This window comes from Nocardia arthritidis NBRC 100137 (assembly GCF_001612765.1).
Taxonomy (GTDB): Bacteria; Actinomycetota; Actinomycetes; order Mycobacteriales; family Mycobacteriaceae; genus Nocardia; species Nocardia arthritidis.
Genome location: NZ_BDBB01000005.1, coordinates 1 through 13,596, shown reverse-complemented (window position 1 = coordinate 13,596; position 13,596 = coordinate 1). Strand labels below are relative to the sequence as shown.

The window sequence follows — 13,596 nt, the reverse complement described above, 5'->3', positions numbered from 1 at the left end:
TAGTCCATTGCCATACGGGCAAGTGGGCTCAGGAACGGCGGCGCAATCGGGACAGGCAGGCTTCGACGGAGCACCGCATCGGAACGGTGGCCCACTACCGCACAACGCGTTCCATCCGCAGCCGTATGCGCCGGAGGCCCATTCGTATGGCGGGGTCACTCACCGTGTGCCGCCGCCGATCCATACCGTTGACCGGCCGAGACTTCGGTTCTTCCAGAACGTCGAGCGTCACCCGGTGGACGCATACCGGCCAGAACCGGGCGAGACCGGGATCGTGGTCGACACGTCCTACTTTCGATGGTGGATCGCGGGCCCTGTGTACGCGTCCACCGGGCCGCGCATTTACGTGAACGGCAACGAAATACCGAACGCCTCCTGGGGCCCCACCTACATCCCGGTGGCACCTGGGCTCTACCGGATCGAGGTTCTGACACGGGGTGTCCACTTTCTCATCAGGTTCTTCGTCCGGGCGTGGGACTCCGATATGGGTCCGGCGGACACCGTCGTGCCGGTAGACCCCGGATGCCGAACGACCGTCTACTACCGCTCTCCAGCGTTCTATCTTCTGCCGGGCGCAATCGCCCCGAAGCCGCCGAGGTGGCCGGGTCTCAACTGGATCCGCACCAGCTGGGTCGTCTTCGGCGCTTTGTTCGCCCTGATGCTCTCGGCGGTGGTGTTGAACATGCTCGACTGAGTCGTCGAACGTCTACCGCTGTGGCAGGACGGTGCTGGTGCGGATCAGTCGTTATCTGCCGTCAGGGCTGGGGGTTTTGCTGAATAGACGGGGAATTGGCCTGGTCGAAGTCCGGCTGGCTCGTTGGCTGATTTCTTCGGTCGCTCGATTCCGGTTGCACCTGTGGAGGACGGTTCCCGATGCGTCAGGTGTAACTGGGATCGTTTTCCTCGCGGAAGGCCGCGACTGTTGCGTGTACGACCCGGTCGAGTTGGGATCGAATTTCGGTGGCGTCGGCCGGGACAGCTTTGATGGTGGTTCCGCTGCGGACGAGATAGCGGCCGTCGGGATAGTCCATTACGTGGAACCCGCGCGCGGGTGCCGGGCGATTGTCCCAGGCAGGGCCCGCGTACACCGCGACGTGGGCGACGGTGGTGCGCGGGCGTTCGAAGAACTGCTCGGCTCGGGCGCGGGGCGGGGGCGGCGCGCCCATGCGGTACGGTTCCTCGTCTTCGGCATCGAGGTCGTGCCGAGAGATCTCGATGCCGGGGCCGTTGCCGCGTGTGGCGTCGGGCAGGTGGTCGATGACCCGACGGCTCACGCCCTCCGCATCGATCAGTGTCATGTGCACGGCCCCACCGCGATCCGGCGACGACGTGGGCTCCTGTACGAGTAGCACCGCATGCCGATAATGCACGGCCGCGTGCACGCGAAGTTTCTCTTTCCCGCTGAAACCCGCCATCTCGATGCGTGCCTCGGGCTCGGCAAGCACCCGAAGTGCGCTGTACAGGGACTCGTCGAGGCGACGGTGCAGTCCGGCGGCTTCGGATTTCCATTCCGACTCGTAATCGGCGACGGTCTCGGCGGTGGATCGGTACTGCAACGGGTATGGCAGCACGTCGCGCTCGACCGCCCGCCACAGCACCGTGAAGCCGAGCGCGGTGAACGACCATTCCCGTCGGCTCATGAAGCCGGCTCCTTCGTCGTGCACCATGGTCGTGGCGTGTGTTCTCGCGTAGCGCCGATACGGGCTTCGCTCATTCGCCGATCACCGGTGGCACGGACTTCACTCTGTTCTCAGCGCCGAGGCCGGTGAGTTCCTCGCCATTGTGCTGGTTGATCAGGTAGTCCTTCGTCTGGTGCTCTTTGTCGTCGTCGCCCTTGCCGCGAGCGCCTGGTGCCATCATGCCCGGCGTGCCGCTCGTTCCCGGACGACCGGTGCCAGGACGCGCGGACGCGGCGGCGGGAACGCCGCCCGGAACACCGGGCACACCGCTGATGCTGCGACCCGGCGCGGGATTGCCGAGGCCGGGGACGCCCGGGCTGGGTGTGCCCGGACTGGGTGTGCCCGGACTGGGTGTGCCGGGGGATCCGGGACTCGGTGTTCCGGGGCGGGTCAGTGATGGATCGGTGCCGGGATTGGTGCTCGCCGGTTGGGTCGACGGATTCGCGCCTGCGGGCGTGGTGGTGGTCTGCTCGGACGTATTCTTCTGCTCGGCAGCAGGATTCGTGCTCGACGTTACAGTGCTTTCCGGGGTGTTGTCTGTGCCCGGTAGCTGTGCTGGGTCCAGCGTGGCGGTTTTGTCGGCGGCGTCGGTACCGGACGACGACGGCTGCCAGCCGTTGTTCGGCGCGGACAGCTGATCGCCCGAATTGTGCACCGGGTTGTACGGCTTGGGTACCAGCGGAACGCCGGTGTCGGCCTCCCGGACGGCAGGGTAGAAGACGTTCTTGACGACGTTCACGGACGCATCGTGCGCGGAGTCGTCGCGGTGCTGGTTCAACTTCCAGGTCGGGCCCGGCACCCAACTGGCGACGTTGCTGGTCCACGAATGGGTCGGCGCTTCTTGCACGGCAGGCCGGGTGACCTCGATGCCCGATCGGATGATCTTCACCTTCTCGGCGACGATCTGCACCGAATTGATCAGTCCGCTGGATTTGTCGACGTATTCCTTGATCCCGTCCGCCGCGGCCTTCGCCGCCGCCCCCTCCCACTTGCCTTCCATCGCCTTGCCGATCTCCGGGCCAAAGCTCTGCAAGCCCTGCTCGAGCCGATTGCGAATGGACTCCCACCGTTGATGCAGCGCGACGACATCGGTGATCGACATCGCCTGCACGCGTTGATAGAGATCGTCGATGCCGTCCGGGTTCTTGTAGGCGCTTTCCGGCACTTTCGGCGACTGGGTCTGCACATCGGTTCCGGCGCGCATGATTTCAGCGATGCGGTTGCGCGCGATGGCGGCGTCGGGGCTCTCGTCGCGCGAACCGCTGTCGGGCGGGCCCGATTTCGACTGCTCGAAAAGCGCGGCGCCGATCGCTACCAAGAACGGCAGGCCCATGATTATCCCCCCGGTCAGTTCAGCAGATTACTCGTGTCTTGCGCGTTGGAGTCGTCCTGCGCGCCGATGCGGTCCACGGAAATTTGGATCGTATCACGCATCAAGGTCAGTACTTCGATGTGTTCTTTGAGGGCGGAGTCCACATCGCCGTCGCCACCGACTGCCTTGGCGCCCAGCATCCTTGCTAGCTCGTCGGAGCAGTCGAAGCGGCCGAGGCCGCTCACCTTGCTCACCCACTGCAGGTCATCGCGAATCTGGTTGTAGAGGTCGATCTGGCGGTTGCACGCGTCACGGCATGCCTGTGCGACTGACTGATCGAGATATAGCCGACCTGCCTCCGCCTCGCCAGCGAGATACCGCCATCGTGATAAGTCTTCGCCCAATGCCACTGGCTGCCCCTCTGCTCAGCGTGGAAACGTCGGTACAAGAATTGCCGCCGCTGCCCGCGCGCTCGAGCACGGCTCCGCAGGATTCTTTGCTGACGCGCGATTGGAAATCGTCACTCCGTACGATCCAGAGTTTGCTGGAAATATCAGATCGCAAAGCTCGTTGAACCGGTCGGACGTTCTGCGATGCTGGACACCATCGCGCCCGGCGATCGAGATGTCGGAGAAGTCAATGTTGTCCGGCTTGGCCTTGAAATCATCGACTGTGTGGATTGTCGTGGAAACTCCAAGGTTGAAATCATCGTTGTTCCACGAACACACCTTCCATCCGGGCTCCTCGACACCCGCAACCCCCGACCTTTTGGTGTCCAGTCGGACGCCGATCTGCTGCAACGTGCTGTTCGGCACCTGCGTGCACGGATCCCACAGCGCGGCCGTGGCCGCCGAGATGTCGGTCGCCGTGTTGGGTGTGGCAGTCCCGTCCGTGCCCGATTCGCACCCCGAAGCGACCAGCGCCACCCCAGCGAGCGCCGCAACCGTCGCCGTTGTCCGTCGTCCCACCGAAGCCTCCCGATCCGGGCCGTCAAAGTTGTCCCTGAAGTCTATGACGCACTTACGGGGGCTCCGGTTCCATCGCATTCGGCTTGTTCGGATCAGGAGACTCTGGCCCTTGCGGCGGCCGATCGACCGGGAGCGCAGCTCGGTGATCATTGCTACGAGTGGTCTCGCGGCCGATCTGGTCCCTGAAAACCATAGTCATGGGGCGGAGTTCGGTCCGCACAGATGATGATCGACTGCACGACGGTGCTGATGTGTGGGCGGAACGCGTCGCGTGGTGCGACGACCCACCAGCGGTATCCGGTTCGTTCGTCAGCGGGCGAGGGCAGCAATATCTCGCCGCCCTCGGGGACGATCGTCGCGCGGGCGCGCAGTAGTGCGATGAAGATGTCGCTGTCGTTGGCGAGCTGGTGGGTCTCGTCGGGACGGACGAGGATCGTCCATCGGCCGGAGCCGTGAGCGATGACGGGGCCGAGCAAGTACTGCCTGGCGAGGTCGCTGTGGACCATTCTGCCGAGTTGTTCGGGTACCGTGACCGCGCTTACATCTCCTGCGCGCAGCGTGATTCGTCGCGTTTCCTCGTGTACGTAACTCGGCAGGCCGTAGACGTGCCGGTAGCGCTGGCAGCGGGTGAGTGTCGGGTCGGCGGCGGGATCTGTATTCATGGCCGCTCCGTCAGCACGGGTCGGGAGGAATCCGGCCTTGTTCGAGGGTAAGCGGATTTCACCGATGAACTCTCCGTTCCGGTTCGGAATATGAATGGCGGGGAAGCGTTCAGTCCCACAGCCGTGCGCAGGGGAGGTGTGGGAGGTCGTCGTCCAGGTTGTCGTCGACAGTTACGGTGATGTCCGGGAACCGTTGTGCCAGCGCGCGTGCGACGCTTTCGGCCTGTTCGGCGCTCGCCTGGTAGTCCAGGCGCAGCGGACCGGTTTCGATCTGGATGCGGCGGCGTCGGTGCGGCGATCCGGGAGCGGTTTCCTTCACTGCGGCTTACTCGGATCCGGCACCATTCGTCCGCTGTCGATCAGCACCTGTCGCGCCGCAGCCTTGCGTGCGCAATGTTTCGCGCGGCAGGTCACGTGAATCTGCATCACGTCATGGGCCTGGGCGATGCTGAACGGCATCATCGGCGCTCGATGGGCGGCTGCGTCACACAGGGCGATGAGTTGGTACATGGCGAGGGAATGCGGGGACACGGGAAACCTCTCTCCTTCGAGGATCGGCCGGCGCCCGGTACCGGGGGCTCTCGCCACCAGCCCGCCACTCTGGCGGCCGGTGCGCCGCAGACAGTCCGGCGTCGGCCCGGTACCGGCACCTGCGGCCGAACGTATGCGCGGCATTCGGTCAAGTGGGAGCGCGGATTTCGGTTTCCGTTCCGACTATGCGAGGAGCCGTATATCCTGCGCGGGCACCCGTTTCGGGGGTGAATGCTCAGGGGAACGACAATCGACAATCGGGGGGGCTGGGCCATGTACATGACGACCGGCGAAGTGATCCGGCGAATCCGTAAATCGGTCGGCATGACTCAGACCGAACTGGGCGCGCTCATAAATTTCTCCCAGCCTGCCGTCTCGCATCTCGAACGCGGCGGCCCCGCCTCCCATGATGTTCGCGTTCTTCGGCTCGTAGCCCGTGCGCTTCAGGTTCCGCTTGCCATACTGGTAGTGGAGTCGGACCGGGAGGCAGATGTGGACCGTCGCAACTTCTTCAAAGCAGGGGCATTGGGGAGCGCGGGGGCCGCCATGATGTCGGTTTCCGCCCCCGCGAACGGCGCTTCGGCGTCCGCCGGGAGAGTCGGCGCGAGCGACGTGGAAGCCATCATCGACAGCGTGAACCAGATCCACGAACTGGATCTGGTGGTCGGCGGCGACCGGTTGTGCCGGGTGGCGGCCAATCAAGTCCGCTATGTCGAGCAGCTTCTCGACCACAGCGGTTACACCGAGGCGGTCGGCCGGGCGCTCACCAGCGCCGCCGCCGAGATGATGACCGCCGCCGGGTGGGTGCACTACGACGCGGGGCGTCTGGACGATGCGCGGCGGTACTACGCGGACGCGGCGAACGCCGCGAATGCGGCAGGTGACGGGATCGCTGCGGCGCATGCGCTGGGGAATGCGAGCTGTCTGATGGCGAGTCGTCCGGGAGATGACGCGAAAGGCAACCCTCTGGCCGTGCAATACGCACAGGCTGGGGCGCGGGCCTCGCTCCGCGACGGCGGTCCGAAACTGCGTGCGTTGATGGCGATCAGAGAAGCCGAAGCGCATGGGGTTCGCGGTGACAAGTCGGCGATGACGGCGGCGATCAGCCGGGCGCACCGTGCGTACGAGTCGACTCGTGGGCACGACCCGGATTGGGTTTACCTGCCGGAGGCCGAATTCGTCGGTGGCATCGGCTGGGCGCAGATGCGGCTAGGCGAGCACTCCCAGGCAACCACCAACCTGCAAGCCGCAATCGAAAGTTCGTCGGCCTGGCCCAGGGAGCGCGCCGCGTGGCAGGTCCATCTCGCGGAGAACTTCAGTACATCCGGCGATGTCGCACGGGCAAGTTCACTGCTTGCCGACAACTACGACACCATCGCCGGACTAGCGTCTACCCGCCTCCACCAGCGCATCGATGCCATCGCGAATACGGTTCGCAGTCACGCCGGGGTTCCCGAGGTTCGTGAGTTCTTGGCGCGGCGCGCGGCACAGGCCTGATACCCCGTATCCGTTCGTCAGCATCTATGGCTCACGGAAATCGCCAACAAGACTCGCCGCATCGCGGTCTGGCTCGAAGGTGGGTCATGGCGAGCTGCGCCGTGGCCGGTTCCGATCAGCTGGCTTCGAGTGAGTGTCCGCTCATGCCCTGCGTTCTCAGGCGGTGTCCTCAGAAGCCAGCCCTGTGTGCCGCTCTGTCCGGTGTGCTGGAAGTCGCCGGGGATCATTGCCGCCGAGTCGATCGAACGCCGTACGCATATCACCGCTCCTGGAGACCCGGATTCATTGTCCGGCCCGCGGCGATCCCAGCGCGCTGCTGGACGATGGCGGTGCCGCAGGGCAATGCCCGCTTCGTGGTGAGCGCGAGTCGCACCCGGAAACGGCAGCGCCTCCGCGTCGAGGTGACGAGGAGGCGCTTGCTCGGATTCGAGTTCGAGGCTCAGTAGGCCCCGTTGACGTTGTCCATCGAGCCGTACCGGTGTGCCGCGTAGTTGCAGGCGGCGGTGATGTTGGCGACCGGGTCGTAGATGTCGAAGGCGGTGCCGTCGACGTGGTAGGCGTTGAAGGTCGGGTCGATCACCTGGAGCAGACCCTTGGAGGGGGTGCCCTTGGCGGCGTTGGAGTCCGACAGGTTGATGGCCCGGGGATTGCCGCCGGATTCACGCATGATGTTGCGGTGAATGCCCTCGTAGCTACCCGGGATGCCGTGGATACGCATGACGTCGAGGGACTGGCGGATCCAGCCGTCGAGGTTGTTCTCGTAGACCGGGGGAGGCGTGGGCACGATTCCCTCGGGCGCCACCCCGGGTAGCCCTGGCAAACCTGGCAGCGCAGGCAGTTCGGGCAGCACAGGCAGGCCCGGGAGGTCGATCGGCGCGGCAGCGGCGACCGGGGCCGGAGCGCTGTCGTCGGCCACCGCGACTCCGGCGGAGAAACCAACGGCGATCACGCCGACGGTGGCGGCGATGGCCGCGCCCTTACGAAGGGACGATGAGCGGCGGAGAAAAGAAGAGTGTGCGTCAGGCATCGAGAAATCGGTTCCTTGTTCGTGCGGCGATCCGGCCGGAAAAGCCAGCGCGGATCTACGGTCGGACACCAGGTAAGGTGTTCGCCATCTCGGCTCGTGTGCGGTTTTCGGATTTCGTTGTGAGCCAGGGTTCGAATTCCTGGCGGCGCGACGCGGTGCACAAGTCGGGGCGGTGCCCTTCGGTGCCGCTGCCGTACCCGGAGAGAAACAAGCCGGTGAAGCTGGGGAGCTGGTTTCTCGGGTCTCTTCCGGACCTGATCTCAGCTTGATCACGACCGGTTAACATTTGGCAAACGGTAAATTAAGGCAAAGAATTGCCGATCTTGGAGCGCTGCGTTTCATCCTTGCTGTGGGGCGCTGAGCAGGTATTTTACGCGTAAACGTGATTTATGTCACAAACAGCTCGTTTGCAGTAACGAGACCGAGTTTGTCTCGGTCCGATCACTGGAACGACGGGACCGGCCGGATTCCGACCGCCCGACGCAAGCTATCGGCATTTGTTTACGGCTCAAGTGACGGCGATCGAAATGCTCTTCCCAAGTTGCACCCGATTGTGTTGCCGTAATAGCGGTTCAGTGCCTCGAACGCGTCCTGCTGAAACAGAAGCGACCGTATGGCGGTGGATCACGCCCAGGCTCGGACCAGATCCTCTGGCCCCCAATGCATTGCCAGCGGCAAGGTCTCTGCGACCAGCGGGTTCGCGGCCGCGTGGCGCAGGAAGCGACCGGCGTGCGCCCGCGCGTCGCCTGGAAGACCAGATAGCTGTGATCGGACCGGTCGCAGAATTCCTGGACGAGCCGCGAATTCCCGACCCGCCGGCGACCGGTCACGATGACGGCACGTCCACGGTGGCACTGGTGCCCTCGATCACCGAGTTCAGCTGGCGAGCGAGCAGGTCGAGGTCTGCGGATCTTCCGGCGAACTCGATACCCGTTTCCTGAACTGAGGCGAGATCTCAGTAAGAGGTGCGCGGTTCGACGGTGTGGCTTGGATATGCGTCGGGCCTCGCGCGAGAAGAGTGTGCGAGGCCCGAAACTGCTCGGAGGTAGATCAGCTGCCGAAGCGGGCCAGCACGGAGCTGGCTTCCTGGGACGCGGTGCCTTCCTCGGCGAGGTGCGCCATTTCCGGAGCGATCTCACGGCCGTGGTGCGCCATCGCCTGGGCGTACAGCCGTCCGGCCCGGTAGGAGGAGCGGACCAGGGGGCCTGCCATTACCCCGGCGAAGCCGATTTCCTCGGCCGTCTTGGAGTGCTCGACGAACTCCTCCGGCTTCACCCAGCGGTCGACCGGGTGGTGGCGGGGGGACGGGCGCAGGTACTGGGTGATGGTGAGGATGTCGCAGCCTGCCTCGTGCAGGTCGCGCATGGCCTGAGTGACTTCTTCGGGGGTCTCGCCCATGCCGAGAATGAGGTTCGACTTGGTGACCAGACCGGCTTCGCGGGCGGCGGTCAGGACCGCGAGGGAGCGCTCGTAGCGGAAGGCCGGGCGGATGCGCTTGAAGATGCGGGGAACCGTTTCGAGGTTGTGCGCCAGCACTTCCGGGCGGGCGGAGAAGACCTCGGCGAGCTGGTCGGGTTCGGCGTTGAAGTCGGGAATCAACAGTTCCACGCCCGTGTGCGGGTTCGAACGCTTGATGGCGCGGACGGTTTCGGCGTAGAGCCAGGCGCCGCCGTCGTCCAGATCGTCGCGGGCGACGCCGGTGATGGTGGAGTAGCGCAGGCCCATGGCCTGGACGCTTTCGGCGACGCGGCGGGGCTCGTCCCGGTCGAGGGCGGCGGGCTTGCCGGTATCGATCTGGCAGAAATCGCAGCGGCGGGTGCACTGTTCGCCGCCGATCAGGAAGGTGGCCTCGCGGTCTTCCCAGCATTCGAAGATGTTGGGGCAGCCCGCTTCCTCGCAGACGGTGTGCAGGCCCTCGCGCTTCACCAAGCCTTTGAGTTCGGAGTACTCGGGGCCCATGGTGGCGCGGGTGCGGATCCACTTGGGCTTGCGCTCGATGGGGGTTTCCGCGTTGCGGGCTTCGATGCGCAAGAGCTTGCGGCCGTTGGGTGCGGCGGCGTTGTGTGGTGTCGGGGTGTCGACTGAGGTCACTCGATCGACCTTACGCCGTCGTGCTCGGGGACTGCGGGGTGGTGTCACCAGGAGTGACACGCGGAATATTGTGCTCGGCGACCGGCAGGTCGCCGTCCAGCGCGCGGACGATGGCGGCGGCCACCAGCGGCTTGATCTCGGCGACGGTCACCTCGCGATCGAGTTCGCGGGTCAACGTGGTGACGCCCGCGTCGCGGATGCCGCACGGAACGATCGCCTGGAATCCATCCAAAGCGGCGTTGCAGTTGAGCGAGACGCCGTGCAGGGCCACACCGCGCTGCACGCGCACGCCGATCGCGGCGATCTTGCGTTCGGCGTACAACTCGGTGGCGGGCAGCCAGACGCCGGAGCGGCCCTCGACGCGGCCACAGATCAGGCCGAGGCCGGTGCACACGGTGATCAACGCCTCCTCGAGGCGGCGCACGTAGTCGACGACGTCGACCGGCTCGGCGAGCCGCACGATGGGATAGCCGACCAGTTGGCCGGGACCGTGCCAGGTGATCTTGCCGCCACGATCGACCTGCACCACCGGGCTGCCGTCGATCGGCAGATCGTCGGTCTCGGTGCGGCGGCCCGCTGTGTACACCGACGGGTGCTCGAGCAGCAGCAGATGATCGGATCCGTTGCCCTCGGCGCGCTGCTCGGCGATGCTGCGCTGCAGCTCCCAGGCGGCGTGGTAATCGATGAGTCCGAGATCCTCGACCATGACCGGGGTCGTGTCGAATCGGGCGGACAGGGTGGTGCGCGTGTCGTTCACAGCGATGACGGTACGCCCACGGGGGCAGCCCGTTCCAGCACCTCGATGGGGGGAATTCGCACGGGCGGACGGATAGCCAGGGGGAGAGCTGGAAGGTTGCGCGGTCAGGAACCGTGGGCAGGTTCCTGCGTCGCGTGGGTCACCGGCGTGAGCAGAGCCCGGTAGCGGCGGCGAGCATCCACACCGCCTTCGTGAGCCACCGCGTCGGACGGTCTTGCCCGATGTGAGATACGGCGTGAGCGTGCGTTTCCGTCGCGAAGAGTGCGACGTCTTCCATGGCGCCGATTGTCCGATCGCCGTATGCCGAGCTGAAGGCATTACCGCTTCGGGCGGACGTCGAAGAGTGCTCGCGTCGACCGTGTCCCTCGGATCGACCTGGCGTCACGTGCTGAAATGCACCGTGCCTCCAGATACGCCCATCCGCGTAGGGACGTCGAGCGTCCGAGCGTCCGAGCGTCCGACTGCGGCACGGTCCACCACTGCGTAGACCCGCGTAGCTCCCACCACCCGGTACGTCCGCGAGTGGGAACGCGGCACGTCGGCGGCCGGGGAAGTGCGTCAGCCGACGTCGATGGGGAGGGTGAGTTGCATGAGCGTCAGATCCATCCAGCGACCGAATTTGTGCCCTACCTCGGGCAGGACGCCGACGGTGCGGAAACCGAAGCGTTCGTGCAGGAGGATCGAACCGGCATTGCCGGATTCGATGGCGGCGATCATGGCGTGCACCGTGCCCGCGCGGCGAGCGCGTTCGATCAGCTCGGTGAGGAGGGCGCTGGCGATGCCGCGACGCTGGAAGCGTTCGTCGACGTACACGGAGTTCTCGACCGTGTAGCGGTAGCCGGATTTGGTGCGCCACGGGCCGTAACTCGCGTAACCCGCCAGCGCGCCGTCGATCTCGGCAACCAGCACGGGCAGGTCCGCCCCGGTGCGGGCCTGGAACCAGCCGAGGCGCTCGTCCAGGCCGACTCGCTCGGTATCCCAGATCGCGGTGGACGTGGCGATATTCGCGTTGTGGATGTCGAGTATCGCCGGAAGGTCGGCGGTGGTCGCGTCGCGGATGACAGTCGCGGGCCTGGTGTCGAGTCGGTCGGTCATCGAGCATCTCCGGGTCGTCCCACTGCGGCGGCCAGCGCGGCGCCGATGGTGGGATGGTGGAACTGGTAACCCGCTGACTCGAGGGCGGTGGGGATAGCCCTCGGCCCGCGCAGAATCGCCTCCTGCGCCATCTCGCCGACCAGGGCATTCAGCGCGAATGCCGGAACGACGAGGGGAGTGGGGCGATTCAGCGCCCGGCCCAGCGCGCGGCTGAACTCGGCGTTGGTGACCGGCGCGGGGCCGACCACGTTGATCGGGCCGAACACCGTGTCGTGGGTGAGCGCGAAGACGATCGCGCCGATTTCATCGGCCATCGAAATCCACGGCGTGTACTGGCGACCGTTCCCCAGCCGGCCGCCCAAGCCGAGCGCGTACAACGGGTGCAGCATGCCGAGCACGCCTCCGGTCCGGGACAGCACCGCGGCGCTGCGCAACAGCACCGTGCGCACACCGGCCGCGGCGGCGGGCTCGGTTGCCTTCTCCCAGTCCCGGCACAGAGCGGCCAGGAAACCCGCACCGGCGGGGGAGGTCTCGTCCACCACACGATCGCCGGTGTCGCCGCCGTAGTAATGCACGCCGCTGGCATTGAGCAGCACGGGCACGCCCGCGGCGACCACCGCACCGGCCAGGACATCGGTCGGTGTGATGCGGCTGTCGCGCAGTTCCTGTTTGAAGCTGCCGGTCCAGCGTCGCCGCCCGACGTTCGTACCACAGAGGTTGACGACGGCGTCGGCGCCGCGAAGCGCCCGCTCGTCCAGGTGCGCACGAGCGGGGTTCCAGGCGAATTCGTCCGGGCCCGCCGCTTTTCGGCGCACCAGCCGAGCGACCTCGTGCCCGTCGCGGCGCAGTGCCGCGACGAGCGCTGTCCCGATCAACCCGGACGAGCCGGCGATCACGACCTTCATAGGTGCCGCGGGACCTTCCTCACAGACCGAGATCGGCCTCGAACGCCGCTTCCTCGAGCCGGTGGCGGATCGTGGTCAGGAAGCGTCCGGCGTCGGCGCCGTCGATCAGGCGGTGGTCGTAGGTGAGCGGCAGGTAGCACATCGAGCGGACGCCGATGGACTCGTTGCCGGTCTCGTCGGTCACCACGACCGGGCGCTTGACGATCGCGCCCGTGCCCAGCATGGCCGCCTGCGGCGGCACCAGGATCGGGGTGTCGAACAACGCGCCCTGGCTGCCGATGTTGGTGATGGTGAAGGTGCCACCGGCCAGCTCGTCGGGCTTCAGTCCGCCGGTGCGGGCGCGGTTGGCGATGTCGCCGATGGCGCGCGCCAGTCCGGCCAGCGACAGGTCGCTGGCGTTGTGGATCACCGGGGACAGCAGGCCCTGTTCGGTGTCGACGGCGATGCCGAGGTGCACCGAGGCGTGGTAGGTGATCTCCTTGCTGGACTCGTCGTAGCTGGCGTTGACATTCGGGTGCACCCCGAGCGCCTCGACCACGGCCTTGGCGAAGAAGGGCAGGAACGTCAGGTTGACGCCCTCGCGGTCCTTGAACGCCGCCTTGGCCTGCTTGCGCAGCGTCGCGATCTTCGTGACGTCGGCCTCGTGCACCTGGGTCAGCTGCGCGGTGGTCTGCAGCGACTCGCGGGTCTTGGTCGCGGTGATCTGGCGGATGCGGTTGGCCTTCTGCACGGTGCCGCGCAGGTGAGCCAGTTCCGGGCTCGCCACGGCGGGCGCCTTCGCCGCGGCCGGAGCGGACGCGGCCGGAGCGGCGGCCGGAGCAGGGGCCTTCTTGGCCTCGGCGGCGGCGAGCACGTCCTGCTTGCGAATGCGGCCTCCGACACCGGAACCGGTGATCGCGGCGAGGTCGACCTTGTTCTCCTCGGCCAGCTTGCGGACCAGCGGTGTGACGTAAGGGGTTGCGCCGTTGGAGGATTCGGCAGCCGGAGCGGCGGCGGGCGCGGGGGCCGGTGCGGGCTTGGGCGCCGGAGCGGGGGCCGGTGCCGGAGCAGGCGCGGCGGCGACCGGGGCCGG

The 13,596-nt window shown here is 66.3% G+C and carries 15 protein-coding genes; 2 read left to right on the top strand and 13 right to left on the bottom strand.

Annotation, left to right across the window (positions count from 1 at the left end; translation table 11 throughout):
* The first annotated feature begins 235 nt into the window (after positions 1 to 235).
* Entirely contained in the window at positions 236 to 694 is a 459-nt protein-coding gene (locus NA8_RS04140; RefSeq protein ID WP_063049026.1) for a hypothetical protein, read from the top strand.
* A 184-nt stretch (positions 695 to 878) separates the two neighbouring features.
* Here the strand turns inward: NA8_RS04140 and NA8_RS04135 are convergent, their stop codons facing one another.
* The 7 genes from NA8_RS04135 to NA8_RS04105 form a co-directional block, all read right to left on the bottom strand.
* Positions 879 to 1,640 carry an ESX secretion-associated protein EspG gene (locus NA8_RS04135; RefSeq protein WP_169810456.1) on the bottom strand — a complete coding sequence of 254 codons (762 nt, stop codon included), beginning with the start codon at positions 1,638 to 1,640 and terminating at the stop codon, positions 879 to 881.
* A 70-nt stretch (positions 1,641 to 1,710) separates the two neighbouring features.
* Positions 1,711 to 3,012 carry an RAD23 family protein gene (locus NA8_RS04130; RefSeq protein WP_063049024.1) on the bottom strand — a complete coding sequence of 434 codons (1,302 nt, stop codon included), beginning with the start codon at positions 3,010 to 3,012 and terminating at the stop codon, positions 1,711 to 1,713.
* A 14-nt stretch (positions 3,013 to 3,026) separates the two neighbouring features.
* A complete protein-coding gene (locus NA8_RS04125) occupies positions 3,027 to 3,401 on the bottom strand; it encodes a hypothetical protein (protein ID WP_063049023.1) in 375 nt (124 codons plus the stop codon).
* A 15-nt stretch (positions 3,402 to 3,416) separates the two neighbouring features.
* Positions 3,417 to 4,109 (bottom strand): DUF3558 domain-containing protein, encoded by a 693-nt coding sequence (locus tag NA8_RS04120; protein ID WP_063049022.1) that lies wholly within the window; start codon positions 4,107 to 4,109, stop codon positions 3,417 to 3,419.
* 2 nt (positions 4,110 to 4,111) lie between these two features.
* Positions 4,112 to 4,621 (bottom strand): hypothetical protein, encoded by a 510-nt coding sequence (locus tag NA8_RS04115; RefSeq protein WP_063049021.1) that lies wholly within the window; start codon positions 4,619 to 4,621, stop codon positions 4,112 to 4,114.
* Between the two features lie 109 nt (positions 4,622 to 4,730).
* Positions 4,731 to 4,940, bottom strand: coding sequence for a hypothetical protein (locus NA8_RS04110; RefSeq protein WP_063049020.1), 210 nt, complete (start codon positions 4,938 to 4,940; stop codon positions 4,731 to 4,733).
* Positions 4,937 to 5,131, bottom strand: coding sequence for a hypothetical protein (locus NA8_RS04105; RefSeq protein WP_157106521.1), 195 nt, complete (start codon positions 5,129 to 5,131; stop codon positions 4,937 to 4,939). The genes NA8_RS04110 and NA8_RS04105 overlap by 4 nt, the downstream gene beginning before the upstream one ends.
* A gap of 294 nt (positions 5,132 to 5,425) precedes the next feature.
* Between NA8_RS04105 and NA8_RS04100 the strand changes: the two genes are divergently transcribed.
* Positions 5,426 to 6,649, top strand: a complete 1,224-nt coding sequence (locus NA8_RS04100) for a helix-turn-helix domain-containing protein (protein ID WP_063049018.1) — start codon at positions 5,426 to 5,428, stop codon at positions 6,647 to 6,649.
* A 439-nt stretch (positions 6,650 to 7,088) separates the two neighbouring features.
* On the opposite strand, the gene NA8_RS04095 is transcribed toward NA8_RS04100, so the two are convergent.
* From NA8_RS04095 to sucB, 6 genes are all read right to left on the bottom strand, one after another.
* Positions 7,089 to 7,676 (bottom strand): transglycosylase SLT domain-containing protein, encoded by a 588-nt coding sequence (locus NA8_RS04095; RefSeq protein WP_063049234.1) that lies wholly within the window; start codon positions 7,674 to 7,676, stop codon positions 7,089 to 7,091.
* Between the two features lie 1,050 nt (positions 7,677 to 8,726).
* Positions 8,727 to 9,767 carry a lipoyl synthase gene (gene lipA, locus NA8_RS04090; RefSeq protein WP_063049017.1) on the bottom strand — a complete coding sequence of 347 codons (1,041 nt, stop codon included), beginning with the start codon at positions 9,765 to 9,767 and terminating at the stop codon, positions 8,727 to 8,729.
* Positions 9,768 to 9,777: 10 nt separating this feature from the next.
* The gene (gene lipB / locus NA8_RS04085) at positions 9,778 to 10,524 is read right to left on the bottom strand and encodes a lipoyl(octanoyl) transferase LipB (protein WP_084466511.1); all 747 of its coding nucleotides are present in this window, start codon (positions 10,522 to 10,524) and stop codon (positions 9,778 to 9,780) included.
* 558 nt (positions 10,525 to 11,082) lie between these two features.
* Positions 11,083 to 11,619, bottom strand: coding sequence for a GNAT family N-acetyltransferase (locus tag NA8_RS04080; protein WP_063049016.1), 537 nt, complete (start codon positions 11,617 to 11,619; stop codon positions 11,083 to 11,085).
* Complete coding sequence (locus NA8_RS04075) at positions 11,616 to 12,524, bottom strand: TIGR01777 family oxidoreductase (protein ID WP_063049015.1); 909 nt, start codon at positions 12,522 to 12,524, stop codon at positions 11,616 to 11,618. Before NA8_RS04075 ends, NA8_RS04080 begins: the two co-directional genes overlap by 4 nt.
* Before the next feature lie 19 nt (positions 12,525 to 12,543).
* Positions 12,544 to 13,596 (bottom strand): 2-oxoglutarate dehydrogenase, E2 component, dihydrolipoamide succinyltransferase (sucB, locus tag NA8_RS04070; protein ID WP_084466510.1); only part of this gene is annotated, 1,053 nt, incomplete at its 5' end.

Coding starts and splice junctions, on each gene's coding strand:
- NA8_RS04135 (WP_169810456.1), bottom strand. CDS start 1,640: ATGAGCCGACGGGAATGGTCGTTCACCGCGCTCGGCTTCACGGTGCTG.
- NA8_RS04130 (WP_063049024.1), bottom strand. CDS start 3,012: ATGGGCCTGCCGTTCTTGGTAGCGATCGGCGCCGCGCTTTTCGAGCAG.
- NA8_RS04120 (WP_063049022.1), bottom strand. CDS start 4,109: ATGATCACCGAGCTGCGCTCCCGGTCGATCGGCCGCCGCAAGGGCCAG.
- NA8_RS04115 (WP_063049021.1), bottom strand. CDS start 4,621: ATGAATACAGATCCCGCCGCCGACCCGACACTCACCCGCTGCCAGCGC.
- NA8_RS04105 (WP_157106521.1), bottom strand. CDS start 5,131: ATGTACCAACTCATCGCCCTGTGTGACGCAGCCGCCCATCGAGCGCCG.
- NA8_RS04100 (WP_063049018.1), top strand. CDS start 5,426: ATGTACATGACGACCGGCGAAGTGATCCGGCGAATCCGTAAATCGGTC.
- NA8_RS04095 (WP_063049234.1), bottom strand. CDS start 7,676: ATGCCTGACGCACACTCTTCTTTTCTCCGCCGCTCATCGTCCCTTCGT.
- NA8_RS04080 (WP_063049016.1), bottom strand. CDS start 11,619: ATGACCGACCGACTCGACACCAGGCCCGCGACTGTCATCCGCGACGCG.
- NA8_RS04075 (WP_063049015.1), bottom strand. CDS start 12,524: ATGAAGGTCGTGATCGCCGGCTCGTCCGGGTTGATCGGGACAGCGCTC.